Consider the following 26034-nt stretch of genomic DNA (forward strand, 5'->3'; position numbering starts at 1 on the left):
AGTTCTCACTTGGCTAGGCAAAGCCCGAGATGAGCCCGGGCTGAGGAGGTTATTTTGTGTCTTCGAGCAAACCTTTAACTTTTGCTAGCTCAATACGTGCGTATCTGTGTTCGACAAAATCATAGATATTGGTCGCAAGTGTAAGACGAAAGTAATTGGCAGCATCTTGATATTGCTTCTGCTCTATCGCCATTTTTGCAAGATAAAAATAGGCTTCACATAAACGCTCTGCATATTCTTTTGGATGAGTTAGACCTTCTTTTGCTGCATTAAACACATCATCACGGCGCTTGTGGCCTAAATAATAATCGACAATAACCGTTGACCATGCTCCGTTATCAAGATTCTTACGATTTTCTAATAATCGACGTTTGGCTTCTTCGTGATTATCTTTGGACTCAATCAAATATAACCACAGAGCACGATAACCATCTTTATTATCCCCCGCGTAGAATGCTTGCATATCTTTAGTGGCAAGCTCATTTCGATCGCCATAGTAAAGTGCTATCCCACGGTTTAGATAGGCATAATCGTAATTAGGTGCAAGTTCCAACACGCCATCGAAAGCTTCATAGGCGCTGTCGTACTCGCCCTCTTGGGTGTAATAAATACCAAGAAAATTATAAGCATCGGCAAGATCTGGCTGCAGTTTAAGTGCTTGCATAAAATCAATACGCGCCAGTAGTCTTAAACCCACACTGTCATATATTACGCCGCGATCATAATGAAACCTTGCCCTCTGTTCATTGGTAAGTTCGACGGCAGATAAAATTTCATTTAGCTTAGCAAGTGTAACCTCTACTTTATAGTCGGGCATTACAGGTGCAATCACCAACTTGCCTTCAAGATCATTATGGTTATCTAAAGGGGACTGAGTGGTCGCACATCCAGCCAACATCAGGCTGGCACCCGCCAGCACAGCAACAACAGCGGTTCTAATTTTAAGACTCATCCATTTCTACCTTTTTAGATTCCCAACACATGCAGAAGAGTATTCATGATAGCAATCCCACCCTAGGACTGCTATTAACGAATAGCATTAATAACAATTATATTAAATTCGAACAAATAAAAAGGAGATCAATTGATCTCCTTTCAATGCAATAACTTAAAAGCACATGGGAATATTGAGTTTATGGCTCAGTTATTCTGCTGTAACTTCTTTAGTTTGTGCTTCTTTAATTGACAGACGTACGCGACCTTGACGATCCACTTCCATTACCTTAACAGCAACTTCTTGGTTAAGTTCAAGGTGATCAGACACGTTAGCCACACGCTCATCACTGATTTGTGAAATGTGTACTAAACCATCTTTGCCCGGCAGAATGTTAACGAATGCACCGAAATCAACGATACGGATAACTTTACCGCTATAGATACGGCCCACTTCGACTTCTGAAGTGATTTCTTCGATACGACGGATTGCTTCTTTCGTTGCTTCGCCGTTTGAAGATGCAATTCTTACAGTACCGTCATCTTCCAGCTCAATCGTGGTGCCAGTTTCTTCGGTTAGAGCACGGATAACTGCGCCGCCTTTACCGATAACGTCACGGATTTTTTCTGGATTGATTTTGATTGTAGTGATGCGTGGAGCATGATCAGAAATATCATCACGGTGCGAACCAATCGCTTGATCCATCACATTTAGAATATGCACACGTGCGCCATAGGCCTGTTGCAGTGCGATTTCCATGATTTCTTTCGTGATACCTTCGATCTTGATATCCATTTGCAGTGCAGTAATACCACCACGGGTACCCGCTACTTTAAAGTCCATATCACCTAAATGATCTTCATCACCTAAGATGTCAGAAAGCACGACAAAATCATCACCTTCTTTCACTAGACCCATAGCGATACCCGCTACAGAAGTCTTGATTGGTACACCTGCATCCATCAACGCTAGCGAAGTACCACACACTGACGCCATAGAGCTTGAACCATTAGATTCAGTGATTTCAGATACAACACGCACACTGTACGGGAAGTCTTCTGCCGATGGCATAACCGCGTTAATACCGCGCCATGCGAGCTTTCCATGACCGATTTCGCGGCGCTTAGGTGAACCAACCATACCTGTTTCACCAACAGAGTAAGGAGGAAAGTTATAGTGCAGCATAAAACGATTCGTGCGCTCACCCATGATGCTGTCGATCTTCTGTGCATCACGTTCAGTACCTAAAGTACAAGTTACTAACGCTTGAGTTTCGCCGCGAGTAAATAACGCACTACCATGAGTACGTGGTAATACGCCCGCTAATACACTTAAAGCGCGGATCATGTCAGGTTCACGACCATCGATACGTGGCTCGCCACGGATAATACGACCACGAACAACTTTCTTCTCTAAGCTGCCCAGTAAGTTGTCTACTTCACGTAAATCAACATTTGGGTTGCTCGCAAGTAAGGCTTCTTTAGTTGCTGCTTTAACAACAGAAACTTGAGCATAGCGATCTTGCTTAACTTGGATTTTATACGCGTCACCTAAACCCGCTTCAGCAAGCTCTTTAATTTGAGCAACAAGCGTTTCATCTTGAACTGGTGCAGTCCAATCCCACATTGGTTTACCAGCTTCTGCTTTAAACTCAGCAATCGCGTTGATAACCACTTGTTGTTGATCGTGACCATAAACAACAGAACCTAACATCACTTCTTCTGGTAATGCTTGGGCTTCTGATTCCACCATTAATACTGCTGCAGCAGTACCAGCAACCACTAAGTTCAATTGACTTGTCGCAAGTTGAGCCACACTTGGGTTCAACACGTATTCGCCATTAATGTAACCTACACGAGCAGCGCCTAAAGGACCGCTGAATGGGATACCAGAAATAGCCAGAGCAGCAGAAGTACCAATCATAGAAATGATATCTGGCTCAATTTGTGGGTCGACAGATACAACTGTGATGATAACTTGGACTTCGTTTTTAAAACCATTAGGAAAAAGAGGACGAATTGGACGGTCAATCAGACGAGCAATTAATGTCTCATCTTCCGAAGGACGACCTTCGCGCTTAAAGAAACCACCAGGAATTTTACCCGCTGCATAGGTTTTTTCTTGGTAGTTAACAGTCAGAGGGAAAAAATCACGCCCAGCGTCGGCTTCTTTTTTACCAACAACAGTGACTAAGACTGTCGTGTCACCCATACTTGCTAACACGGCGGCATCGGCTTGACGCGCTATAACACCTGTTTCCAGGGTGACTGTATGCTGACCATATTCAAAACTCTTTACAATTGGATTCACGTGACCCATTCCTTATATTAATGACCTTTAATTACGCGCGTAAGTATACTGCAATTGGGGGTAATAGATAAAGAGCAGATAATGATGACAAAGACCTATCTTTTCACTAAAGTGGATAAATTAATAAAGAGTTGTGCTTCAAACTGATATGGAAGATCCACCCTATGGCGAAAAGCAACTATAAAGGACAAGCTTTATGACGGGTCGCTTTAAATCCCTTACATGGAAGCAAACTAACCTCGTTGTTTTTACTGCGTTATTTTTTGCCATTGCTATTTTTATTGTTGAAATAGCACTTGTCGTTATATCCACAAAACAGCAGCTCACTACCACTCAGCAAGAATTACTTAATTCAGTAGAGCAACCCGCAGCCAATGCTGTCTGGGCGCTAGATGACAACTTAGCGAGGCAGACCCTAGAAGGTGCAATTAAAGTTGAACACGTTGGCTCTGCCGTTATCGAACTTGATGACGGTTCTATGTTCGTCTCTGTCAGTAATAATAAAAGTAATAGTTCACAAACCTTTGTGACTCTCAGTAATAACCTTTTCGATGAACTAAAAGAAATCTCTCGTCCTTTATATCGCCCCTTCTATTTTGAAGGCACACAAAAACAACAATTAATCGGCACGCTTACTATTTTCTATGATACTCAAGAACTGACAGACACCCTATTTTCACAACTAAAACTCGGTTTCTTCGCCACTTTGGCTCGAGCTCTCTTGCTTACCCTTGTTTTATCGGTTGTATTCCACCGTTTCCTAACCCAACCCATAGCAAGGATCAGTGAGGCGATTGATAAAATTGATCCCGACTCACCGGATGAAAATCTGCTTCCCGTGTCCAATGCACACAAGGATGATGAACTCGGTTTAGTCACCTCAAAATTCAACCAAATTCTCATCCAATTCAGTCAAACACAGTCGAAACTGCGTAAAATGGCGACGAGGGATCCACTCACTGGGTTACCAAACCGCACACTATTACTCGAAACCATAGCGGTCACCATTCAACGCTCCCGCGTACACAAGCGTAGCTTTGCACTCATGTTTATCGATTTAGATCGTTTTAAGAATATTAATGATTCCCTTGGTCACGCACTCGGCGATCAATTTTTAGCACGTATTGCCCGAATCCTTGAACGTGTTGTCGGTGATAAGGGGACAGTGTCACGCTTAGGTGGCGATGAATTTGTGATTTTAGCCGATACTGTGCATTCGCCCGATCAAGCGGCGGACTTTGTCGATAAACTACTTGTACAGCTCAATGTTCCCATTCAGTTAAATGAACATGCGATTCACCCTGCGGCATCGATTGGTATTTCAATTTACCCCGAAGATGGTAATAGCGCCGAAGATCTTATCCGTCATGCCGATATCGCCATGTATAGCGCGAAGGCCGCAGGTTCAAATCAATGGGCCTTCTTTAAACAGCAAATGACCGAGCGTGCAGCGGTAAGATTGCGCACCGAAGCATCGTTGCATGATGCCTTAAAAAATAACGAATTCTTGCTTTATTTCCAACCTAAACTTGACCTACAAACGGGTAAAGTGACTGGCTGTGAAGCCTTAATTCGTTGGCAAAAAGATGGGCGTTTGATTAGTCCAATGTCATTTATCCCTGTCGCCGAAGAAACAGGGATCATCATTCCTATCGGGCGCTGGGTGATTGAGCAAAGCTGTAAAGTTTTAAGAGAATGGCAAAAAAAGTATCACTTCGCGATCCCTATCGCTATTAATGTTGCATCGCAACAATTTGCCGATGCAAGTTTAGTGTCTGATATCAAACAAATGGCTTTACGCTACCAAATTCAGCCAGAACTGTTAGAAATTGAAATCACTGAAACCTCATTAATGAACGATATTGAGCTAGCAATCAATAAGCTTGAGCAGCTCAAGTCGGCAGGTTTTGGTATTGCTGTTGACGATTTTGGCACAGGCTATTCTTCACTTTCCTATCTACGTCATCTCCCCATCACCACTATGAAAATCGACCGTTGTTTTGTATCCGATTTACCGGAAGACAGCGCAATTGCATCGACAATTTTGATGTTAGGCAAGCAACTTAATTTGACCATTGTGGCCGAAGGGATTGAAAATGAATTACAACTTGACTGGCTTAAGGAAAACCAATGTCAGATAGGCCAAGGGTTTTATTTTAGTCAGCCATTACCGCAAGCAGAATTTGAAACCTTATATATCGCAAGCCAAACTGCAACGATCACAAGTATAGACAGCAGAGCATAGCCAAAACAGCATTACTTAATCTGCGCGCAATAAAAAAGGAGGCTAAGCCTCCTTTTTTACGTTAGTCGACGTGAGATTAACGACGTAGACCTAACTTTTGGATCAGTGCAGTGTAACGCTCAGCATCTGTACGCTTCAGGTAAGCAGTTAACTTACGACGCGCGCTAACCATGCGTAACAGACCACGACGTGAGTGGTGATCGTGGATGTGCTCTTTGAAGTGATCTTGCAAATGGTTGATTTGCGCAGTTAACAAAGCAACTTGAACTTCAGTTGAACCAGTGTCATTTTCGCCGCGGCCAAATTCAGCCAGGATTTTTGCTTTCGCTTCAGTACTTAGTGACATGTGTCTCTCCAAATATATAGTATGAATCCCTAGCCGATCACTAACTCAGCCAGAGGGCGCGCTATTCTACCCATAATCCAACCCTAGCGCAATAAAAAGGCTGGCATATTTCAAACAGGTGGAGTGGATTAATCTGTGCTTATCGGCTCGTCATGGATCACTATGAGTCGCTTCGGCGCCAAGAGGCCATCATCATTCATCGCACCAATGCCAACAAATCTGTGTGCATCCCCTAGGGTAATACGCACTAATGTATCGGCTTTTAGACCTACCACATGCACAGCTTGGCCCTGCATCAAATAGGCTGCGCTCGCTTCAGGCACATTTACCTCAGGGAAGTCGGCCACAGCCGTATCCATGGGTAATAAAAGAGGATCGAGTAATACGCTCGGATCTATCTGTTGCTCATGTGCTTGAGTCACGAGTGCTTCAAGCTGATCTAAGGTCACCATTTTGGCATAGGGATACTGAGCTACTTGGGTGCGTCGCAGCATGATCACATGGGCGCCACAACCTAACATTTCACCAAGATCATCAATGATAGTGCGAATATAAGTGCCCTTAGAACAATGAATATCTAAGGTTAACTCATTGCCTTCAAGACCGATAAAATTAAGTTCAAATACCCTGATAGGACGCGACTCACGCGGTACTTCTATGCCCTCACGCGCATATTTATATAACGGCTGTCCCTGATATTTCAGCGCGGAATACATAGAAGGCACTTGCTGCGTGTCACCACGAAAGTGCTCAAGAGCACTCAGCAGTTGTGCCTCAGTAAACGCGACAAGACGAGTCTGAACCACTTCACCATCGGAATCACTGGTATCGGTGCGCTCACCCAGTTTTGCTGTTACTAAGTAACGTTTATCAGCATCTAATAAATGCTGGGAAAACTTAGTCGCTTCACCTAGGCACACAGGCAACATACCGGTTGCTAAAGGATCGAGCGCACCAGTATGCCCTGCTTTGTTCGCATTAAAAAAGCGCTTTACCCTTTGCAATGCAAAGTTAGAACTCATGCCAGTGGATTTATCCAGTAACACTATCCCATCGATAAAACGGCCTTTTGGACGACGAGCCATTAATCTTTACCTTTTGTATCATCTGTATCGTCGGTAGCATCCTCATTAAGGACTTCATCTGCGCTACCAAACTGCTGCTGCTTAGCTTTGTCTTGGTTGATGACTTGGCTAACGAGATTAGACATACGCATCCCCTCAACCAATGAGCTGTCATAAACAAAACGTAGCTCAGGCATAACACGCAATTTCATACGCCCAGCCACTAAGGTACGGATGTAAGGCGCTGCGCTGATGAGAGCGTTCAGCTTTTCCTGCACAACTTCTTTATCTTCTTCGAAGAAGGTCACAAAGACTTTGGCGTAGCTGAGATCGCGGGAGACATCTACGTCATTTACGGTTACAAAGCCAATACGAGGATCTTTCATATCGCGTTGCAGCACCTGAGCAAGTTCTTGCTGAAGTTGCTGTGCTATACGACGTGTACGACTGAATTCTTTTGCCATAATATTTGTACCATAGCTAATATCATTAAATCGAAAGGGCGGCTAATGCCGCCCTTTTTATCGTTAAAGTGTACGTGCCACTTCGACGGTTTCGAATACTTCGATTTGGTCGCCTACGCGAACATCGTTGTAGTTCTTAACGCCAATACCACATTCCATCCCGTTGCGAACATCGGCGACGTCATCTTTAAAGCGACGTAACGATTCGAGTTCACCTTCGAAGATAACAACGTTATCACGCAGTACGCGAATTGGTGCGCTACGCTTGATGGTACCTTCGGTAACCATACAACCTGCAATCGCACCCAGCTTAGGCGACTTGAACACATCACGCACTTCAGCCAGACCAATAATTTGTTGTTTGAATTCAGGAGACAGCATACCTGTCATCGCCGCTTTCACTTCATCAATCAAATTATAGATAACGCTGTAGTAACGTAGATCAACACTTTCGCTCTCGATAGTCTTACGTGCTTGTGCATCGGCACGCACGTTAAAGCCCACCATGATAGCGTTAGAAGCCGCGGCTAACGTCGCGTCGGTTTCAGTAAGTGCACCTACACCACGAGCGATGATGTTTACCTTCACTTCGTCGGTAGACAGGCCCGTTAATGAATCGGTAATCGCTTCGAGTGAACCTTGAACGTCCGCTTTCAGAACAATGTTCAGCTCTTTCACTTCGCCGTCTGTCATGTTCGCGAACATGTTTTCTAGCTTAGATTTTTGCTGACGCGCTAATTTAACATCACGGAACTTACCTTGACGATACAGGGCAACTTCGCGAGCTTTACGTTCGTCACGTACCACTGTTGCTTCATCACCTGCAGACGGTACGCCCGACAGACCCAGAATTTCAACAGGGATTGATGGACCCGCTTCAGTGATTGAACGACCGTTCTCGTCTTTCATTGCACGGATTTTACCGTACTCTAAACCACACAGAACGATATCGCCTTGGCGCAGCGTACCTTCTTGAACCAGAATCGTTGCCACTGGGCCGCGACCTTTATCCAATTGTGATTCAATTACCACACCGGCAGCCATACCATCACGCACCGCTTTCAGTTCGAGAACTTCAGCTTGCAGTAAGATACCTTCGAGCAGTTCGTCAACGCCTTCACCTGTCTTAGCTGAAACGAAGGCAAACATGTTGTCTCCACCCCAATCTTCAGACATAACACCGTGTTGTGACAATTCGCTCTTAACGCGATCAATATCCGCTTCCGGCTTATCCATCTTGTTCACAGCCACGATTAAAGGCACGTTACCGGCTTTAGCATGTTGAATCGCTTCGATAGTTTGTGGCATTACGCCGTCATCGGCAGCAACAACTAAGACTACGATATCCGTTGCCTTGGCACCACGGGCACGCATGGCGGTAAACGCGGCGTGACCAGGGGTATCAAGGAAAGTGATCATGCCGTTTTCGGTTTCAACATGGTATGCACCGATATGCTGTGTGATACCACCGGCTTCGCCGGCAGCCACTTTAGCGCGGCGAATATAGTCGAGTAAGGACGTTTTACCATGGTCAACGTGACCCATGATAGTCACAACCGGTGCACGAGATTCTAGCTTGATGCCATCTTCATCGTCACGATCTTGCAGCACTTGGTGCTCAAGTTCGTTTTCACGGATAAGCACCACTTTGTGGCCCATTTCTTCAGCAACTAACTGGGCAGTCTCTTGATCCAACACTTGGTTGATCGTGACCATTGAGCCCATTTTCATCATTTGTTTGATGATTTCAGTCGCTTTAACGGCCATTAAATGCGCCAGTTCAGAAACAGTCACAGTTTCACCGATACGCACATCACGGCTTACGGCTGCTACTGGCTTGTTAAAGCCATGCGCCATAGACTCAGGTGCTGTGCTGCGGTTACGCATATGTTTTTCACGGCCATCGCGCGCATCTTTGCCGCCACGCTTTTTGGCATTGCTCTTGTTGCGAGCACGACGTCCGCGTTTTTCTTCATCCAGATCAGAGGTATCTTCAGCGGCGCGAGCCACTATAGAGGTAGTGATGTGATGATCGCCGTTTCTTTCGGCTTCTAGACGTTGACGCTCTTCTTCGGCCCAACGCTTAGAGTTTTCTTCAGCTAACAAACGGGCCTTTTCAGCCGCTTTTGCCGCTTCTTCATCTTGCTTACGTTTAGTTGCAGCTTCTTGAGCCGCTTTTAAACGTTCAGCTTCTAGACGCGCTGCTTCTACTTCTGGTGAAGACTCTTTAATCACTTTTACTTCTGCCGCCGCTTTGGCTTTTGCCTTGGCTTCAGCTTCTGCTTTTGCCTTAGCTTCTGCCTCTGCTTTCGCTTTGGCCGCTTGAGCCGCTTCCGCTTCGGCCTTTGCTTTTACTAATGCTTCAGCTTCGGCTTTCGCCTCTTCTTCGGCTTTTAGCACTGTGTCATTCACATCGCGTTTAACAAAAGTACGGGTTTTACGCACTTCCACTTTAACGTCTTTAGATTGACCACCATTACCAGCCACGCTCAGGGTAGATACCGTTTTGCGTTGCAGCGTCATCTTAGTCGGTGCGCTATCAGCACCGTGCTGCCTTTTCAGATAATCCAGTAACTGCTGCTTTTCCGCTTCAGATACGTTATCGGCTTGGCCTTTCTTAATTCCAGCCTGAGAGAATTGCTCAATCAGACGTTCAACACTTTTACCCACTTCCGTGGCCAATTTCTCTACGGTAGTATCTGCCATCAGTTAAATCCCCCTGTTGATCGACTTATGCTTCTTCGCCAAACCAACAGATGTTGCGGGCAGCCATGATGAGCGTACCTGCTTTTTCTTCTGTCAATTCTTCAATTTCGATCAAATCATCAATGCCTTGTTCAGCCAAGTCTTCTAGAGTCACAATACCTTTGCTAGCTAAAACATAGGCTAAGTGTCTTTCCACACCTTCAAGTGCTAACAACTCGTCACTTGGCTCCACACCATCCAGTGCTTCTTCAGATGCGAGCGCTCTTGTCGAGATCGCAGCTTTTGCACGTTCACGTAAAGCTTCAACGAGATCCTCGTCAAAACCGTCTATCGCCAATAGTTCAGACACAGGTACATAAGCGACTTCTTCAAGCGACGTAAAGCCCTCGTTCGCTAGTACTTGTGCAAAATCTTCATCGACATCCAGTGAATTAATAAACAGACTCACCACTTTGGCGCTTTCGGCCTGATGTTTCTTATTCATGTCTTCCACTGTCATTACATTCAGCTCCCAACCCGTGAGTTGAGTTGCCAAACGTACGTTCTGGCCATTACGTCCAATGGCTTGTGCCAAACTATCAGCCTCAACCGCGATATCCATTGAATGGTTATCTTCGTCAACGATGATAGAAGCGACATCAGCTGGCGCCATGGCATTGATCACATATTGTGCTGGATTATCATCCCACAATACGATATCAACACGCTCGCCACCCAATTCATTAGATACAGCTTGTACACGCGCACCGCGCATACCCACGCACGCACCGATAGGATCGATACGACGGTCATTTGACTTAACGGCGATCTTAGCGCGGGCGCCTGGATCACGGGCAGCGCCCATGACTTCGATCAACTCGTCAGCAATTTCAGGTACTTCAACACGGAAAAGCTCTATCAGCATTTCAGGTTTAGTACGGCTTAAAAATAACTGTGCGCCGCGAGCTTCTGGACGTACAGAGTAAAGCAATGCACGAACACGGTCACCAGGGCGGAAAGATTCACGTGAAATTAAGTCTTCACGGAACAATACGCCGTCAGCGTTGTTGCCTAAATCAACCACTACGCTTTCACGGGTCGCTTTTTTTACAACACCAGTGATCAACTCGCCTTCTTTGTCTTTGAACTGCTCAACCACTTGTGCACGTTCAGCTTCACGTACTTTTTGCACAATCACTTGCTTAGCGGTTTGAGTGGTAATACGGTCAAACACCACTGACTCGATATCGTCTTCGATAAACTCGCCAGGTTGGATGTCCGGATTTTCGTAACGTGCCGCTTCTAACGTGATTTCACGATAAGGGTTTTCTAGCGCTTCACCGTGATCATCAACCACCATCCAACGACGGAAAGTATCATAACCACCCGTTTTGCGGTCAATGGAAACACGAACGTCAATATCACCATCGTATTTTTTCTTGGTTGCAGTAGCCAGAGCGATCTCTAGCGCTTCAAAAATTTTCTCGCGTGGAACGGCCTTTTCATTTGAAACCGCTTCAGCGACTAGCAGGATCTCTTTATTCATCTCGTCTTGCCTCGTTCACCTTGAAACTATCAAAACTTAGCGATTACGTTGCCTTTACGGATGTTATCCAGGGCGACAACTAGCTCTTTACCATTCACATTCAGTGAGAGCATTTGCCCTTCCACCTTTGTAATGGCGCCTTTTAAATTACGACTGCCCGCGACAGGCATAGTCAGTTGAACTTTTACATCTTCCCCCACATAGGCCGCATACTGCTGGGCAGTAAACAACGGTCTATCCACACCAGGTGAAGAAACCTCTAGGGTATATTCGGTCGGAATAGGGTCTTCAACATCGAGCACAGCACTGACTTGGCGGCTGGTATTGGCACAATCTTCGATATTGATACCGTTTTCACCATCGATGAACACGCGCAGTATTGAATGCTTACCCGCTTGAACATATTCAATGCCCCAGAGTTGAAAGCCTAATGCTTCCACAGGCACTTTGAGCATTTCTGCCAGTCTGGATTCTAATGTTGCCAAAATTGACCCCCGGAAAAAACAAAAAAGGGCTTAATAGCCCTAGTACAACGCCGTATAGAATATACGACAAATTTAAAAGTCCTAGATAACAAAAAACCCCGTAATCACGAGGTTTTTAGTGTCAAGAACCTGTAAACCATAACGAATCGATAAACATTCGTTACTAGGAGCTGGTTGCGGGGGCCGGATTTGAACCGACGACCTTCGGGTTATGAGCCCGACGAGCTACCATGCTGCTCCACCCCGCGTCAACTGTGTGCAAGTATATTGACTATCGTCATTCCTTGCAATAACTAAGACAGAACTTACATCGTCAATCTTAATTATATTTGGTGCCGAGAGCGGGACTTGAACCCGCACGACCGTTAGGCCACAGCCACCTCAAGGCTGCGCGTCTACCAATTTCGCCACCTCGGCGACACCTTTTACTAGTCAGGAATTTTAGTTTCTGACTTTTCGGTTTCATCTTGAACAGGCTGAGTAACCTGTTCAGTATCTGAACCTAAATTTTTCCATGAATCTTCATTTTTTGCGTGGTTCGCACTTAAGTTGCCAATAACCAAACTTAAGGTAAAAAACGCAATGGCAAGAATCGCCGTTGTGCGTGTCAGGAAATTACCTGAACCGCTCGAACCAAACAGAGTACCTGATGCACCGGCGCCAAATGAGGCCCCCATGTCAGCTCCCTTACCTTGCTGAATTAACACTAGACCAATTAAACCTAATGCAACCAACAAGTAAATAACTAGTAGAACTTCATACATATTATGCGCTCATCGCTATGGTACACAGACTTAAAAACTCGCTAGAGTTTAAGCTAGCACCGCCAATCAGTCCACCATCAACATCAGGTTGGGCAAATAAATCTGCAGCATTACTCGGTGTTACACTACCACCGTAGAGAATTCTGATATTTTCTCCGATAAACGGAGATACCTCAGAGAGACGTTTGCGAATAAACGCATGAACTTCTTGTGCCTGCTCTGGTGTAGCGCTTTTACCTGTCCCTACAGCCCATAGTGGCTCGTAGGCGATAATGGCGTTATCAAAAGCCATAGTGCCATTTTTCTGGATCACTATATCCAACTCTTCCGCAATCACCTCGAAGGTGCGTCTTGCTTCACGCGCTGGACCTGACTCTCCCACACACAATATTGGGGTTAAGCCATGCTTTTGTGCAGCGGCAAATTTCTCCGCTACAATATTACTCGTCTCGCCGTACATACGACGACGCTCTGAATGTCCGATAATCACGTATCGACATCCTGAATCTTTTAGCATCTGACCTGAAACTTCACCGGTATAAGCGCCAAAGTCATGTTGACTTAGGTTTTGTGCGCCCATCCTCACAAGTGAACCGTCTAACGCTTCCTTGTTTGCTTCTAGCAGTTGCCTAACGCTCTCTAGATAGATAGAAGGCGGGCATAAAACCACTTCAGCTGAATCATTTTGGAGCTTAGAGGCAAATTTCTTGAACAACTCTTGGGCTAATGCCGCACTGCCGTTCATTTTCCAATTGCCAGCTACCATAGGACGTCTGAGTGCCATCACTGTCTCCTCTGAAAGCGGCGTGAATAATAGCGAACCACTTATTAAGTTACAATAGCTAAATTCGATTTTTTTCAGTTATCAGGTTGGGATGCTTACTTTTTACACGACCAAGCTGTTTTCTGTTCGTTTGCGCAGCTAACACCTTCATTTTTAATCGGTATCAGCTGCAGCGCTTTGCAATAATGCTAAATATTAGCTAGCCGATTTTACCGCATCTGCAATCAGATTTGCGTGGGCTAATACTGCACTATAATCGTCCCCTTCCACCATGACACGGATCAAAGGTTCAGTACCCGACTTACGTAATAGCACACGACCACGAATACCGAGCTCAGATTCAACTTGCGCTTGCGCGGCTTTGACCTTATCGGAGTTAAGGGGATCATGTTCACCTTCAAAGCGCACATTGACTAATACCTGTGGCAACATTTCCATCGGTGCAGTTAATTGCTCTAAGGTCGCATTCTGACGGCGCATAGCCGCTAATACTAAAATCCCGGCAATAATACCATCACCAGTTGTACCATGATCTAAGTTAAGAATATGCCCAGAGTTTTCACCGCCAATACGCCAATCGAGCTCTTTAAGTAACTCCATCACATAACGGTCGCCCACTTTTGAGCGGGCGAAGGGAATATCTAATGCTTGTAAGGCTAAATCGAGCCCAAGATTAGACATTAACGTACCAACAACACCACCACGCAGTACGCCACGCGCTTTGGCATCGCAGGCAAGGATGTAGAGGATCTGATCCCCGTCGATCACTTCACCTGTGCTGTTGACCATCATAATACGGTCGCCATCGCCATCGAGCGCAATACCTAAATCGGCACCTTCGGCAAGCACAGTTTCGCAGATTTTGCCCATGGACGTTGCGCCCACTTTATCGTTGATGTTCACTCCGTTTGGCTGATCGCCAATCGCAATAACTTCAGCACCTAATTCACGAAACACGGCTGGAGCAATATGATAGGTTGCACCATGGGCACAATCCACCACAATTTTTAAGCCCGTTAAGGTGTGCTCTGCGGGGAAATTTCCTTTGCAATACTCAATATATCGACCACGGGCATCTTCTATACGGGAGACTTTACCCAGCAGATGCGACTCGACACAGACTAAGGGCTTTTCAAGCTCGGCTTCAATTTCTAACTCTAGGTTATCGTCTAACTTACTGCCGTCGGTGGAGAAAAATTTAATGCCGTTATCGTAATAGGGATTGTGTGATGCGCTGATCACTACCCCCGCCTCGGCGCGGAAGGTTCGCGTCAAATAGGCCACGGCTGGCGTTGGCATGGGACCCATTAACATGACATTGAGACCTGCGGCAGAGAGGCCCGCTTCTAATGCCGATTCAAACATATAACCCGATATACGGGTATCTTTACCTATGATCACTTTCTTGGTACCACTGCGGGATAACACCCTACCCGCGGCCCAACCTAGTTTCAGCGCGAGCTCAGGCGTCATTTGACCTGAACCGACCTTTCCCCGAATACCGTCAGTTCCAAAAAATTTACGTTCTTTCATATCACCCCACAAACTCAAATGTGCCCCAATTATTTGGGATCATAATACTAATTAAATGCTTAACGAGAGCATAATGAGGCTTAACAATACACTTGTGTCGCTTGCAACACCTTGAGCATATCCACTGTTTCAGCAACATCGTGCACACGAATGATATGAGCCCCCTTTTGAGCCGCTATCATAGCGCCAGCAAGGCTCCCAGCAAGACGTTCTGAGGTCGGTTTTGCTAAGAGGTTCCCTATCATGCTCTTACGAGACAATCCTATCAATATGGGTAGATCAAACTTGGCAAAACGGTCTAGTTTTGCAAGTAATTCATAGTTATGTTCTAAGTTTTTGCCAAAACCGAACCCCGGATCCAGTAATAACAATTCACGGGGGATGCCAGCTTGTACGCAAGCCTCGATCCGCTCATTTAAGAAAGTCAAAACCTCTGCCACCACATCATGGTAATTCGGTGCAGATTGCATGCTCTTTGGCTCGCCCTGCATATGCATTAGACATATGGGAACTTGCAACTCTGCGGCGGCTTCCAAGGCACCGGGCTCCATCAAGGCACGCACATCATTAATCAAGTGCGCGCCAGCAGCCACTGCTTGACGCATAACTTCGGGTTTACTGGTATCAACCGAAATCCACACATCATGGTGCGCCGCAACATATTTTACTAACGGGATCACCCTCTCAAGCTCTTCTGCTAGGCTGACCTCTGCGGCACCGGGTCTTGTCGACTCGCCACCAATATCGATCATGCCTGCACCTTGGGCCACCATCTCATCGGCATGTTGGCAAGCAAGCTCGAAGGAAGAATATTGTCCACCATCGGAAAAGGAATCGGGAGTCACATTGAGAATGCCCATAACAATAGGCGAAGCTAAAGAAAGGTGTTTTGTACCGGCTATCAATTCAAACACGCATTTACTCCTGTAATACGAACACTAACTATTTTACTCGCTGCCATAGCTTGCGTCATTAATTTCAAGCCATCACTTTCTATCCTAGGTGACTAATGTCAGAGGAAAAATATCAGTGCCAGCAGTGTGTATCAATGAAAATGCAGTCTAATTTCTAGCAAAGTAAAACAAGAAAACCCCTTTACGGGGTTTTCTTTCAATTAAACATCATTACTTAGCGGGTGATTCATCAGCGCCTTTAATTTCTGGCTCAACCGGTTTAACCGCTTCTTCGGGTTTAGCCTCTGGCTCACTATGACCGTTGCCTTTGTCGTTTGAACCATTGTCATCCACTTGCCAATCGGCAGGTTGACGGACTTCACGGCGATTCATTAAATCATCAATTTGCAGTGAATCAATGGTTTCATACTTCATTAAAGCTTCTTTCATCGAATGCAGAATATCGAGATTATCCGTCAATATCTGTCTCGCCCTAGCATAGTTTTTGTCGATAAAGACTTTCACTTCGGCATCGATAATGGTGGCCGTTTCATCGGACATGGCTTTCGCTTTACCCATACTGCGACCTAAGAAAACTTCACCGTCTTCTTCGGCATACAGCAAGGGACCTAGCTTGTCCGAGAAGCCCCACTGAGTCACCATGTTACGCGCAATAGATGTCGCGTATTTGATGTCCTGCGATGCACCAGTTGATACTTTTTCAGTACCGTAGATAATCTCTTCGGCTAAGCGTCCACCGTAAGCCACTGAAATTTGGCTTTCTAATTTACGACGGCTTTGACTTACCGAGTCAGCTTCGGGTAAGAAGAAAGTCACACCTAGAGCACGGCCGCGAGGAATAATAGTCACCTTGTGCACAGGATCGTGCTCTGGCACTAAACAACCCACTATCGCATGGCCCGCTTCGTGGTATGCGGTCATTTCTTTTTCAGCTTCAGACATCACCATAGAACGGCGCTCAGCACCCATCATGATTTTATCTTTCGCACGCTCAAATTCTTCCATACCTACAACTCGGCGATTTCCGCGAGCCGCAAACAGTGCCGCTTCGTTCACTAAGTTAGCTAAATCAGCACCAGAGAAACCTGGCGTACCACGGGCAATCACGCTCGCCTTTACATCATCAGAAAGCGGCACTTTACGCATATGCACTTTCAAAATCTGCTCACGACCACGAACATCGGGTAAGCCAACAACCACTTGACGGTCAAAACGACCTGGACGTAATAACGCAGAATCGAGTACGTCTGGACGGTTAGTTGCCGCGATAACGATAACGCCTTCATTACCTTCGAAGCCGTCCATCTCAACCAGCATTTGGTTCAGTGTTTGCTCACGTTCATCGTGACCACCACCTAAACCCGCGCCACGCTGACGACCGACCGCATCGATTTCATCGATAAAGATGATACAAGGTGCCGACTTTTTCGCTTGTTCGAACATGTCACGCACACGGGATGCACCGACACCAACAAACATTTCCACGAAATCCGAACCCGAAATAGTGAAGAAAGGCACCTTAGATTCACCCGCAATGGCTTTCGCCAGCAAGGTTTTACCCGTACCAGGTGGGCCTACCATCAGCACGCCCGTTGGAATTCGGCCACCCAATTTTTGGAATTTAGTGGGGTCACGCAGATAATCAACCAGCTCTTTCACTTCTTCTTTTGCTTCGTCACAACCAGCAACATCGGCGAAAGTGGTTTTAATCTGATCTTCGCTCATCAGCTTGGCTTTGCTCTTACCAAAGGACATTGCGCCTTTGCCACCGCCGCCTTGCATTTGGCGCATGAAGAAAATCCATACCCCGATAAGCAATAACATCGGGAACCAAGAGATGAAGATTTGGGTTAGGAACCCTGACTCTTCGGCTTCTTGGCCCTTCATAGTGATACCTTTACGATCAAGATCATTAATTAAATCTTGGTCATATAACGGCATAATAGTAGTGAATTTTTCACCAGTTCGTTTAGAACCTTCGATAGTACGTTGGTCGCTTTTTACTTCGACCGTAGCGACTTGTCCATCACGAACATTGTCTAAGAAGGTAGAATAATCCATCTTCTGCGATGACGAAGAAGAGGGGGAGTAACCCTGAAACACTGACATCAGCACAACGGCGATGACAACCCAGAGTATTAGATTTTTTGCCATGTCACTCAAATTACTAGACCTCATTAAGTCTTGCGATGATTAACGCTAGGTTACTACAACTTGTACCCAGTCGCCACAAGATAGACTTCCCGGGAACGCGCCCGAGAAGAGTCCGGTTTACGTGTTTTAACTACTTTGAACGCTTCTTTAACCGCTTTCATATATTCGTCAAAGCCCTCCCCCTGAAAGACTTTCACAGCAAAACTACCATTAGGTGCCAATACTTGATGACACATATCTAATGCCAATTCCACTAAATACATAGCGCGCGGCTGATCGACACCGTCTGAACCACTCATGTTGGGTGCCATGTCTGACAACACAACGTCAACCTTATCCTCACCAACTCGGGTAAGCAATGCTTGGAGGACTTTATCTTCACGAAAATCCCCCTGCAAAAAGTCTACCCCAACGATGGGATCCATAGGCAAAATGTCACAGGCGATGACCTTGCCTTTATCTCCAACCAACTTAACCGCCACCTGTGACCAGCCCCCAGGGGCGGCCCCTAGGTCAACCACAGTCATACTTGGGCGAATAAGTTGATCCTTTTGTTGAAGCTCTTCAAGCTTAAACGCAGCGCGAGAACGCAATCCCCGTTTCTGTGCTAGTTTGACATAATGATCATCAAAGTGTTCCAGCATCCAGCGATTGGAACTGGCCGTACGTTTTTTACCTGACATTTAAAATCCGCAACAATTGAGAGTTACACAAAGGCTATATAAGGGTAGAATAGCCGTTTTTCAACAGTAACTCAGCAAAAGTTGGTAGAAATGAACTTAACAACCAAACAAAAACAGCATTTAAAAGGTCTGGCGCATGCGCTAAAGCCAGTGGTGCTGCTTGGTGCCAATGGATTGACTGAAGGTGTACTCGCTGAAATTGAAAGCGCACTCGCTTATCATGAACTGATTAAAGTGAAAGTAGCCTCTGCCGACAGAGAGCTAAAAAATGCCATCGTTGATGCCATAGTACGTGAAACTCAATCCGCAAAAGTGCAACTTATTGGTCATATTCTGGTGATTTATCGTCAATCGCCAGAAATGAAGATTGCTCTGCCAAAGGCAAAGTAATTTTTCTTGATTTTTATTGTGTTAACAAGGAGGCCACTCAATTGAGTGGCCTCCTTGTTTTCGCTTTACGTTGAGCTATCAGGGTGTATCTGAGATAACTTGAACCTTGTAATGCTCTGGCGATAAGCCTAAAAGTTCTGGTAATGAGGTGCCAACAGAAATAGATGAGAACGTGCCGGTTAAGATACCGATAAACATCGCAATCGAGAATCCTTCCAACGGCCCACCACCCATGATCCACAGTGCACCGACCGTCATTAAGGTTGTCCCGGAAGTCACCATAGTGCGAGAGAAGGTCGCGACAATCGCTTGATTATTGATTTCTTGAATAGCCAGCTTAGGCTTAGCAATTAATAACTCACGGATGCGGTCAGCGATGATGATCGAATCATTTAGGGAATATCCTAAAATCGCCAACACAGCCGCGAGCACAGTTAAATTAAATTCCATTTGAGTCAACGCGAAAAATGCCAGCACGAATACTACGTCATGCACTAACGCGAATAGGGCGCCAGATGCGAGTCGCCATTCGAAGCGATAACTTAAATAGCCAAGGATACACACCATAGCCACTAAAAGTGCCAAGCCGCCCTGCTCCGCCAACTCTTGACCGACCTGCGGGCCCACAATACTGCTATTAAGCACTTGTACCTCTGAACTCAGTGGCGCTAAAACCTGCTTAATATCAGTTGCACTTGGCTCCGTATCGGCACTCTTTATATCGGAATAGCGCAACACCCAACACCCCGGCTCGCTCGCGGAAATAACATTCACTTCTTGATGATAAGCAGTATTAAGTAAAGGTTGTAACTCACTGCTGGTGATTTTTTTATCGAGCTGAACTTCAGTGACCACCCCACCGGTAAAATCTAAGCCCCAGTTAAAACCCTTCACGCCAATGATAGTTAATGACGCTAACATCAATAAAATTGAGATAGCACTCGAGACATAACGCCATTTACTTAAGTTGATATTTTTCATAGTTACACCTTCACATGACGACTAGCATCACGTCCATAAACGAGGTTAATCAGGGATCTTGAGGCAAAAATACCGGTAAACATGCTGGTCAACAGGCCTAAGCCTAAGGTCAAGGCAAAGCCTTGGATTGGGCCATTACCGATGGAATAAAGCACAACGGCAGTGATCATAGTGGTAAAGTTAGCGTCGAAAATAGTAGAAAATGCGCTATCAAAGCCAGTATCAATCGCCAGCGCAAAACTGCGACCTTCTTTTAGCTTATCTTTTATCCGCTCGAAAATCAGCACGTTAGTATCAACCGCCATACCAACGGTTAATACAAGTCCTGCAATACCGGGTAGAGTCAACACGGCGCCGGGGATAAGCGCGAGCAAACCAAATAAAATCACCATATTGCTAATCAGTGCAATGTTTGCCACCCAACCGAGACGGCGATACCAAAGCGCCATAAACAACAAGGTAATTCCCATGCCTAAACCGAGCGCAGCAAAGCCGTTTTCAATATTTTCAGCGCCAAGAGTCGGGCCAATGGTGCGCTCTTCCACAATGGTGACTGGCGCTGTCATTGATCCAGCTCTGAGTAGTAACGCTAACTGCTGCGCTTCTTGATAGGTGCCCGCACCCGTAATACGGAAACGATCGCCAAGCTGAGACTGAATGGTTGCAACACTGATAATCTCTTGGGTTTGTTTGGCCTTGCCTTGTTCATCACGGCTATATTCACTGTAAGAAGTCGCCATAGGCTTACCTATCTTACTGCGAGAAAACTCAGACATTTTCTGGCCGCCGACGCGGTCGAGATTAATATTCACCTCGGCCATGCCCATTTCGCCAATGCTTGCCCTCGCATCGACAATATGATCGCCGCCCAGCACTGGCATTCGGCTAACATAAATCGGATTACCTGACTTATCGTTGAGCACCATGGCATTCACAGAGCCAGACTCTTTCACCTCGAAGAAGGCCAAACTCGCCGTAGCCCCAATCACATTTTTTGCAGCTGCTGGATCTTGAACGCCGGGCAATTCAATACGGATGCGGTGTTCCCCCTGACGCTGTACCAAAGCTTCAGTGATCCCTAACTCTTCGATACGACTACGCATAATTTGCAGGTTTTGTTGCACGGTCAAATTACGCAGCTTTGTTTGTTCCTCTAAACTCAATTTAGCCTGCAAATTTGCGCTATCGGCATTCGTAACTTGCCATGAAGGATAGGTTTCTTTCATAAACTGCCGCACCGCAGCACGCGCATCGTTATCGGGCAAACTGAGATAAAGTTGACTCGTTTGATCGACACTGGCTGCACTAACACGTGCACTTGCGCCACGAATTTCATGTTCACGGAAAAACTGCCTTAGTGATTCAACTAAAGTATCGGCCTGAGTTTGGTATACGGGTTCAATATCAACATCCAATAAAAATTGGACGCCACCGCGTAAATCAAGCCCGAGTTTAATCGGCTGGAAACCTAAGCTTTGCAACCAGTTGGGTGCCGCACTGGCAAGGGACAAGGTCAACTCTTTTGGCTCAGTGACCATAGAAGATAGTAAGGTTTTAACTAAGGTCTGTTGACTATCCTCATCGAGGACGATCAGGGTTTCGCCATTTTTTTGGTCGATGCGTTTTACCGTCACACCCTCAGCTTGTAGCTTATCTCGAAGGGCAATAGGTGTGAGTGTTAAACCCGCCTTAGCGCCGACTTGCACCGCCGCATCCTCGCCATACCAAGTCGGCAATGCACTGAATAACATCACAATTAGAGTGGCAATTAAAACTACATATTTCCAGGCCGAGTAGTGATTTAGCAGCCGTTGATTGGGTTTTCTTTCCATGGGATTAACTCGCGATTTATCGTCTAGCATTAAAATAGCTAGGCGAACATATTGATATCAGTCCGAAGCCCCATTGAGCGCCAGCAAGCTAAGCTAGATGGACTCAAGTCATCACAGCGAGTAAACCGTGATAAAAAAGGGTTCGGTGAGAACAAAAAGACCACGGCATGAAACATCGACGAGAGCGGACTCCTATCAACGCCACACCTAAATAGGCGAGTTAAGCGGCTTGTTGGCTGAATCGATATTGAAGATTGGAGACCTTCCAACCCGAAATGCGGGCGGGGGAAGATACAGCTGAAAGCGTCCAGTCTGAGTTGATATCAAGAACGGTCGATTCCACTACATTTGGCGTAGGCTCGGCTGTAAAGTCCATTGCGAGTAAGTAAACAGGTTTCACCTCACGCACATCGTGCTGGGCAAGACTGATAAATCGCGGTGAATTTATCGGGGCAAAATCTAAGTCGTCCGAATGGCTCACATAATCGGAACTCGGACAAGGCATTGGCTGAGATGCTGAGTCTGAACGGACTAGATTGGTATCATTACTATTCAATGAATTGCAGCTTTCAACGGCTTGCGCCTTAGACTCGGCTGTAGAGTCGACATCTGGCGGGCTATGAGGAACCGCATTTTGTTTTACATCGGGTGTTGAAGCATCAAGATTATGCATCTGAACATGCTGGTGAGTTGCTTCACTGCGCTGCACATAGGTTTTCGGCGTATAGCTAGCCGAGTGCGCGATCAACATGATCGCCACGCAAACTAACATCAATCCCGTACGCCAATGTTTTACCAAAGCGTGCCCTCTTATAAAACTAAAAATAAACCATTCATACTTAATGGTAGGTCTAGGCTGTGGATATCACGCAAAATCAACAACACACAATGTTTCACTAGATTTGCAGCTTAGGTAAAAGTATATAAAGAGACAAATTAATCTTTGTCCATCTTATTTAAATGCGAGCTCCATCCTTAGCCCAAGCGCGAAACTTAATCTCTAAGCAAGAGCTAAAACGCAGCTAATGGACAACAAAAAACCGCCCTAAGGCGGTTTTGGATATATCACGAGTCACACTCATGACACTATAAGCAAAGTATATAAGCAGATTATAAATACTGTACCGAGATAATTTCGTAATCTGTCATGCCACCAGGCGTAGTAATAGACACCTCATCACCTTCATTTTTACCCACGAGACCGCGGGCAATAGGTGAATTAACCGAAATCAGATTCTCTTTAATATTGGCTTCGTCATCACCTACGATACGATAGGTCACTTCGGCATCGGTATCGAGATTTAAAATAGTCACAGTCGTACCAAAGATAATTCGACCGTTGTTCACCATCTTAGTCACATCGATAATCTGCGCATTAGAGAGTTTACCCTCAATATCTCGAATACGAGCTTCACAAATACCCTGATCTTCACGGGCAGCATGGTATTCCGCGTTTTCTTTTAGATCACCTAATTCTCTGGCTGAGGCAATCGCTTCAGTGATTTTTGGGCGACGCTCAAACTTGAGAATATCTAACTCTTTACGCAGCTGCTCTGCACCGACAACTGTCATAGGAACCTTAGTCATAACTTCTTTCGTCTCCTTTAAAACAAAAGCAACCCGTGCCGACGCTAGGGTCAACACAGTCAAATGGGGGTGGAATTGCGCTATTCTAATCGTTATGCGCTTTTGATGCATCAAGAACGATGCGTTCACGCAGCTTACCCAACCTTAAGCAGAGTTACCAGCATTGAAATTCAAATCTGTATACCTAGGGAAGTTTCGCACAAATTTTAGTATGAAATGGCAATAAAAATGCCCACTCGCCATTGGGAGAGTGGGCATAAATACTTAAAATTGAAACCTCAAATACTTACTCGAGCCCCGCCTCGAAGGTTAAAAATATTTCGCTAACCGTTTTATCGGCAAGGGATTTATCTGAATTAGGGCGCTCAATAGCCGCATGCAAAAGATAACGTCCAGCTGAGGGTAAGGTCATTGAAACTTTACCGTCTTTATCTGAGGAGAGTTCTATTTCCTCTGGTTTGTTACGATATAGGCTACCGTCTTTCATAATTGCCACTTTAACACCTTCAACAGGCTTACCGTCGAAAACAAATTGCAAGGTAGCAGCTTCATTCTCAACGATATCTGCAGGATGGGTTACTGGCACTAGCTCTAAATATTCACCCTTAGGCTTTAACACGTCTTCAGTTGGTTTATTACGTGTTACGTAGGTTTCAACCCGTGATACATTTAAAGAACTTTCAAGTTCATAGGCACCCTTTGGCATAGCAGCAGCTGTGGCTTTCTTGTCCATGCGACTGCGTACAACCCCTTCTTTTCCTTTAACTTTATACTGAGAAAAATAGCGGGGCGAAACTTCTTTTTCAAACTTATAGGTTCCATCTTGCGTCAGTTGTACATCAAATACCGACTTACGTCCGCCTGTGTAACTTGAACTTGGAGAGCTTGATTTTCCATTTGGCTGCAACACACGCACATCACTGGCGGTATAAGGTTTATCCATCATAAAAACTTGGTTACTGGCCGATACATCGGAGGTAATCCACACGGCCTCTTGGCTTTCGGCGGAAACATTAAAATGGCTAGGTAAAATCCATCTGTCATGGCTGCTTGCCAAAGGGCTAATACAGAGCGAGGTGAATAATGCAATCAGACGTAATTTCATATTTTTCCTTAAGTTAAACGATCAACTATGGCGAGCTTAGCGAGCCATGCCGCTTAAGCGGATATCGATAATGCCGGTTTCAGTTGTTGCGGGGATCTGTACAGAAAAGTCCCCCGCGTTCAAATCAATATTGTGACGCACTAAGTCGCGTCCACCATGCTCACGCACCACTTCAACAAACAGTGTGTAAGTACCAAGCTCTACGGATTTGCCAGCGTCATCTTTGAGATCCCAATCAATTTTGTATCGGCCTGCTGGACGGGTAGCTGACGCAATACCATCTACAAAGCTCATATCTTCACGGCCTGCTTTACGCCACCAACGGCGGATATCTTTTAGCCATTTATAGCCTTCATTCCACACCCATAGACTTAACGTCTTAACGGGTTGCCCCTGCGGGTTTTCAACCCATACAGCCACATAGGGTCTATGGTATTGGCCTTCGGTAATTTCAGGTAAAGTCAAATCGACTGTCATTTTCGGCGCAGCAAATGCTGCTGAGCTAACTAGGATGGTACTGACTGCGATGGAACGAATAAGATGACGCATACTCGTCTACACTCCTTATGGAACAAAATAAAAATACACGACCCCGCAACTACTGCTGACTAACAGCATGTATAACAAAGACTTTTTAAGCCGCTTTGTTTGGGGGAGTAAAAGATAAGCCCCAGTAAGCGAAAACAAAATAATAAGCACTGCACTCAGATCGAGTATCCAAGCCCAAGCAATGCCCGTGTTTCGTCCCTTATGTAAATCATTGAGTACGGCAACAACACCGTAATCTAGGCTTTCGACATAGGCTTTTGCGTCAAGCAAATCCAGTGTCACACTTCGGTAAGTTCCAGGGCCTTTGCTGACGAGACTAATTTCATCTTCATCAATATCGGCACTCGCGATATCCATCGCCCATTCACTTTTTAGCCAATGTCCTGCGGCTAAGCGCCACTGCGGATCTTGAGTATCGACAGGGAGTAAATAACTAGGAATAGCAACCTGCTCGCGCAAAGGCTCCTGATCTGCCCCTGAAAACCAATTAGGATGATTTAATGTTATCCCTGTTACCGCAAAAAACAGCATCAGCAATAACAGCGCCATAGAAACATAAACATGGATAATACGGGCATAGGATAACGACGACTTACTGACTTTAAATTTCAATGAGACATTCTCTAAAAGAGACCACTATTGAACCTAAAAACTTCAATATCAGCCTTTATTACTGCAA

At 45.6% G+C, this 26034-nt stretch carries 23 protein-coding genes and 2 tRNA genes; 2 read left to right on the forward strand and 23 right to left on the reverse strand.

From position 1 onward, the window contains the following. Nucleotides 1–49: 49 nt before the first annotated feature. Both nlpI and pnp read right to left on the reverse strand, forming a co-directional pair. Nucleotides 50–952: a lipoprotein NlpI gene (gene nlpI, locus L2744_RS01395; protein WP_248990372.1), complete on the reverse strand. Its 903-nt coding sequence runs from the start codon at nt 950–952 to the stop codon at nt 50–52. Nucleotides 953–1144: 192 nt separating this feature from the next. Continuing rightward, a complete protein-coding gene (gene pnp / locus L2744_RS01400; RefSeq protein WP_248990373.1) occupies nt 1145–3244 on the reverse strand; it encodes a polyribonucleotide nucleotidyltransferase in 2100 nt (699 codons plus the stop codon). Nucleotides 3245–3440: 196 nt separating this feature from the next. Between pnp and L2744_RS01405 the strand changes: the two genes are divergently transcribed. Beyond that, entirely contained in the window at nt 3441–5489 is a 2049-nt protein-coding gene (locus L2744_RS01405; RefSeq protein ID WP_248990374.1) for a putative bifunctional diguanylate cyclase/phosphodiesterase, read from the forward strand. A gap of 76 nt (nt 5490–5565) precedes the next feature. On the opposite strand, the gene rpsO is transcribed toward L2744_RS01405, so the two are convergent. The 14 genes from rpsO to rlmE form a co-directional block, all read right to left on the reverse strand. Then, nucleotides 5566–5835 (reverse strand): 30S ribosomal protein S15, encoded by a 270-nt coding sequence (rpsO, locus tag L2744_RS01410; RefSeq protein WP_011788446.1) that lies wholly within the window; start codon nt 5833–5835, stop codon nt 5566–5568. 128 nt (nt 5836–5963) lie between these two features. Beyond that, complete coding sequence (gene truB / locus L2744_RS01415) at nt 5964–6920, reverse strand: tRNA pseudouridine(55) synthase TruB (protein ID WP_248990375.1); 957 nt, start codon at nt 6918–6920, stop codon at nt 5964–5966. Continuing rightward, complete coding sequence (gene rbfA, locus L2744_RS01420; RefSeq protein WP_248990376.1) at nt 6920–7363, reverse strand: 30S ribosome-binding factor RbfA; 444 nt, start codon at nt 7361–7363, stop codon at nt 6920–6922. Before rbfA ends, truB begins: the two co-directional genes overlap by 1 nt. A 63-nt stretch (nt 7364–7426) precedes the next feature. After that, a complete protein-coding gene (infB, locus tag L2744_RS01425) occupies nt 7427–10069 on the reverse strand; it encodes a translation initiation factor IF-2 (RefSeq protein ID WP_248990377.1) in 2643 nt (880 codons plus the stop codon). Between the two features lie 25 nt (nt 10070–10094). Continuing rightward, the gene (gene nusA / locus L2744_RS01430) at nt 10095–11594 is read right to left on the reverse strand and encodes a transcription termination factor NusA (protein ID WP_248990378.1); all 1500 of its coding nucleotides are present in this window, start codon (nt 11592–11594) and stop codon (nt 10095–10097) included. A 29-nt stretch (nt 11595–11623) separates the two neighbouring features. Continuing rightward, nucleotides 11624–12079, reverse strand: a complete 456-nt coding sequence (gene rimP / locus L2744_RS01435; RefSeq protein WP_248990379.1) for a ribosome maturation factor RimP — start codon at nt 12077–12079, stop codon at nt 11624–11626. Between the two features lie 171 nt (nt 12080–12250). Next, a tRNA-Met gene (locus L2744_RS01440) sits at nt 12251–12327 on the reverse strand. 82 nt (nt 12328–12409) lie between these two features. Beyond that, nucleotides 12410–12496 (reverse strand) — tRNA-Leu (locus L2744_RS01445). Between the two features lie 11 nt (nt 12497–12507). After that, nucleotides 12508–12843 (reverse strand): preprotein translocase subunit SecG, encoded by a 336-nt coding sequence (gene secG, locus L2744_RS01450; protein WP_248990380.1) that lies wholly within the window; start codon nt 12841–12843, stop codon nt 12508–12510. Nucleotide 12844: 1 nt separating this feature from the next. Further along, nucleotides 12845–13627, reverse strand: coding sequence for a triose-phosphate isomerase (tpiA, locus tag L2744_RS01455; protein WP_006082720.1), 783 nt, complete (start codon nt 13625–13627; stop codon nt 12845–12847). 195 nt (nt 13628–13822) lie between these two features. Then, nucleotides 13823–15160 (reverse strand): phosphoglucosamine mutase, encoded by a 1338-nt coding sequence (glmM, locus tag L2744_RS01460; protein WP_248990381.1) that lies wholly within the window; start codon nt 15158–15160, stop codon nt 13823–13825. Nucleotides 15161–15240: 80 nt separating this feature from the next. After that, nucleotides 15241–16074 (reverse strand): dihydropteroate synthase, encoded by an 834-nt coding sequence (folP, locus tag L2744_RS01465; RefSeq protein ID WP_248990382.1) that lies wholly within the window; start codon nt 16072–16074, stop codon nt 15241–15243. Between the two features lie 210 nt (nt 16075–16284). Further along, complete coding sequence (gene ftsH / locus L2744_RS01470; RefSeq protein WP_248990383.1) at nt 16285–18252, reverse strand: ATP-dependent zinc metalloprotease FtsH; 1968 nt, start codon at nt 18250–18252, stop codon at nt 16285–16287. Nucleotides 18253–18281: 29 nt separating this feature from the next. Next, a complete protein-coding gene (gene rlmE / locus L2744_RS01475; protein ID WP_248990384.1) occupies nt 18282–18911 on the reverse strand; it encodes a 23S rRNA (uridine(2552)-2'-O)-methyltransferase RlmE in 630 nt (209 codons plus the stop codon). 90 nt (nt 18912–19001) lie between these two features. Here rlmE and yhbY point away from each other — a divergent pair, with 90 nt between their 5' ends. Continuing rightward, nucleotides 19002–19301 (forward strand): ribosome assembly RNA-binding protein YhbY, encoded by a 300-nt coding sequence (yhbY, locus tag L2744_RS01480; protein WP_248990385.1) that lies wholly within the window; start codon nt 19002–19004, stop codon nt 19299–19301. A gap of 78 nt (nt 19302–19379) precedes the next feature. On the opposite strand, the gene secF is transcribed toward yhbY, so the two are convergent. From secF to L2744_RS01515, 7 genes are all read right to left on the reverse strand, one after another. Further along, nucleotides 19380–20282, reverse strand: a complete 903-nt coding sequence (gene secF / locus L2744_RS01485) for a protein translocase subunit SecF (RefSeq protein WP_248990386.1) — start codon at nt 20280–20282, stop codon at nt 19380–19382. 2 nt (nt 20283–20284) lie between these two features. Next, nucleotides 20285–22114: a protein translocase subunit SecD gene (gene secD, locus L2744_RS01490; protein WP_248990387.1), complete on the reverse strand. Its 1830-nt coding sequence runs from the start codon at nt 22112–22114 to the stop codon at nt 20285–20287. A gap of 220 nt (nt 22115–22334) precedes the next feature. Further along, nucleotides 22335–22886, reverse strand: coding sequence for a hypothetical protein (locus L2744_RS01495; protein ID WP_248990485.1), 552 nt, complete (start codon nt 22884–22886; stop codon nt 22335–22337). Between the two features lie 338 nt (nt 22887–23224). Continuing rightward, nucleotides 23225–23701 (reverse strand): transcription elongation factor GreA, encoded by a 477-nt coding sequence (gene greA / locus L2744_RS01500; RefSeq protein ID WP_248990388.1) that lies wholly within the window; start codon nt 23699–23701, stop codon nt 23225–23227. A gap of 286 nt (nt 23702–23987) precedes the next feature. Further along, nucleotides 23988–24806 carry a DUF4198 domain-containing protein gene (locus L2744_RS01505; protein ID WP_248990389.1) on the reverse strand — a complete coding sequence of 273 codons (819 nt, stop codon included), beginning with the start codon at nt 24804–24806 and terminating at the stop codon, nt 23988–23990. 36 nt (nt 24807–24842) lie between these two features. After that, nucleotides 24843–25355 carry a DUF2271 domain-containing protein gene (locus L2744_RS01510; protein WP_248990390.1) on the reverse strand — a complete coding sequence of 171 codons (513 nt, stop codon included), beginning with the start codon at nt 25353–25355 and terminating at the stop codon, nt 24843–24845. A 15-nt stretch (nt 25356–25370) separates the two neighbouring features. After that, nucleotides 25371–25967, reverse strand: coding sequence for a PepSY-associated TM helix domain-containing protein (locus L2744_RS01515; protein WP_248990391.1), 597 nt, complete (start codon nt 25965–25967; stop codon nt 25371–25373). Nucleotides 25968–26034: the final 67 nt, after the last annotated feature.

Source organism: Shewanella profunda (genome assembly GCF_023283765.1).
In the GTDB taxonomy this organism is placed as follows: Bacteria; Pseudomonadota; Gammaproteobacteria; order Enterobacterales; family Shewanellaceae; genus Shewanella; species Shewanella profunda.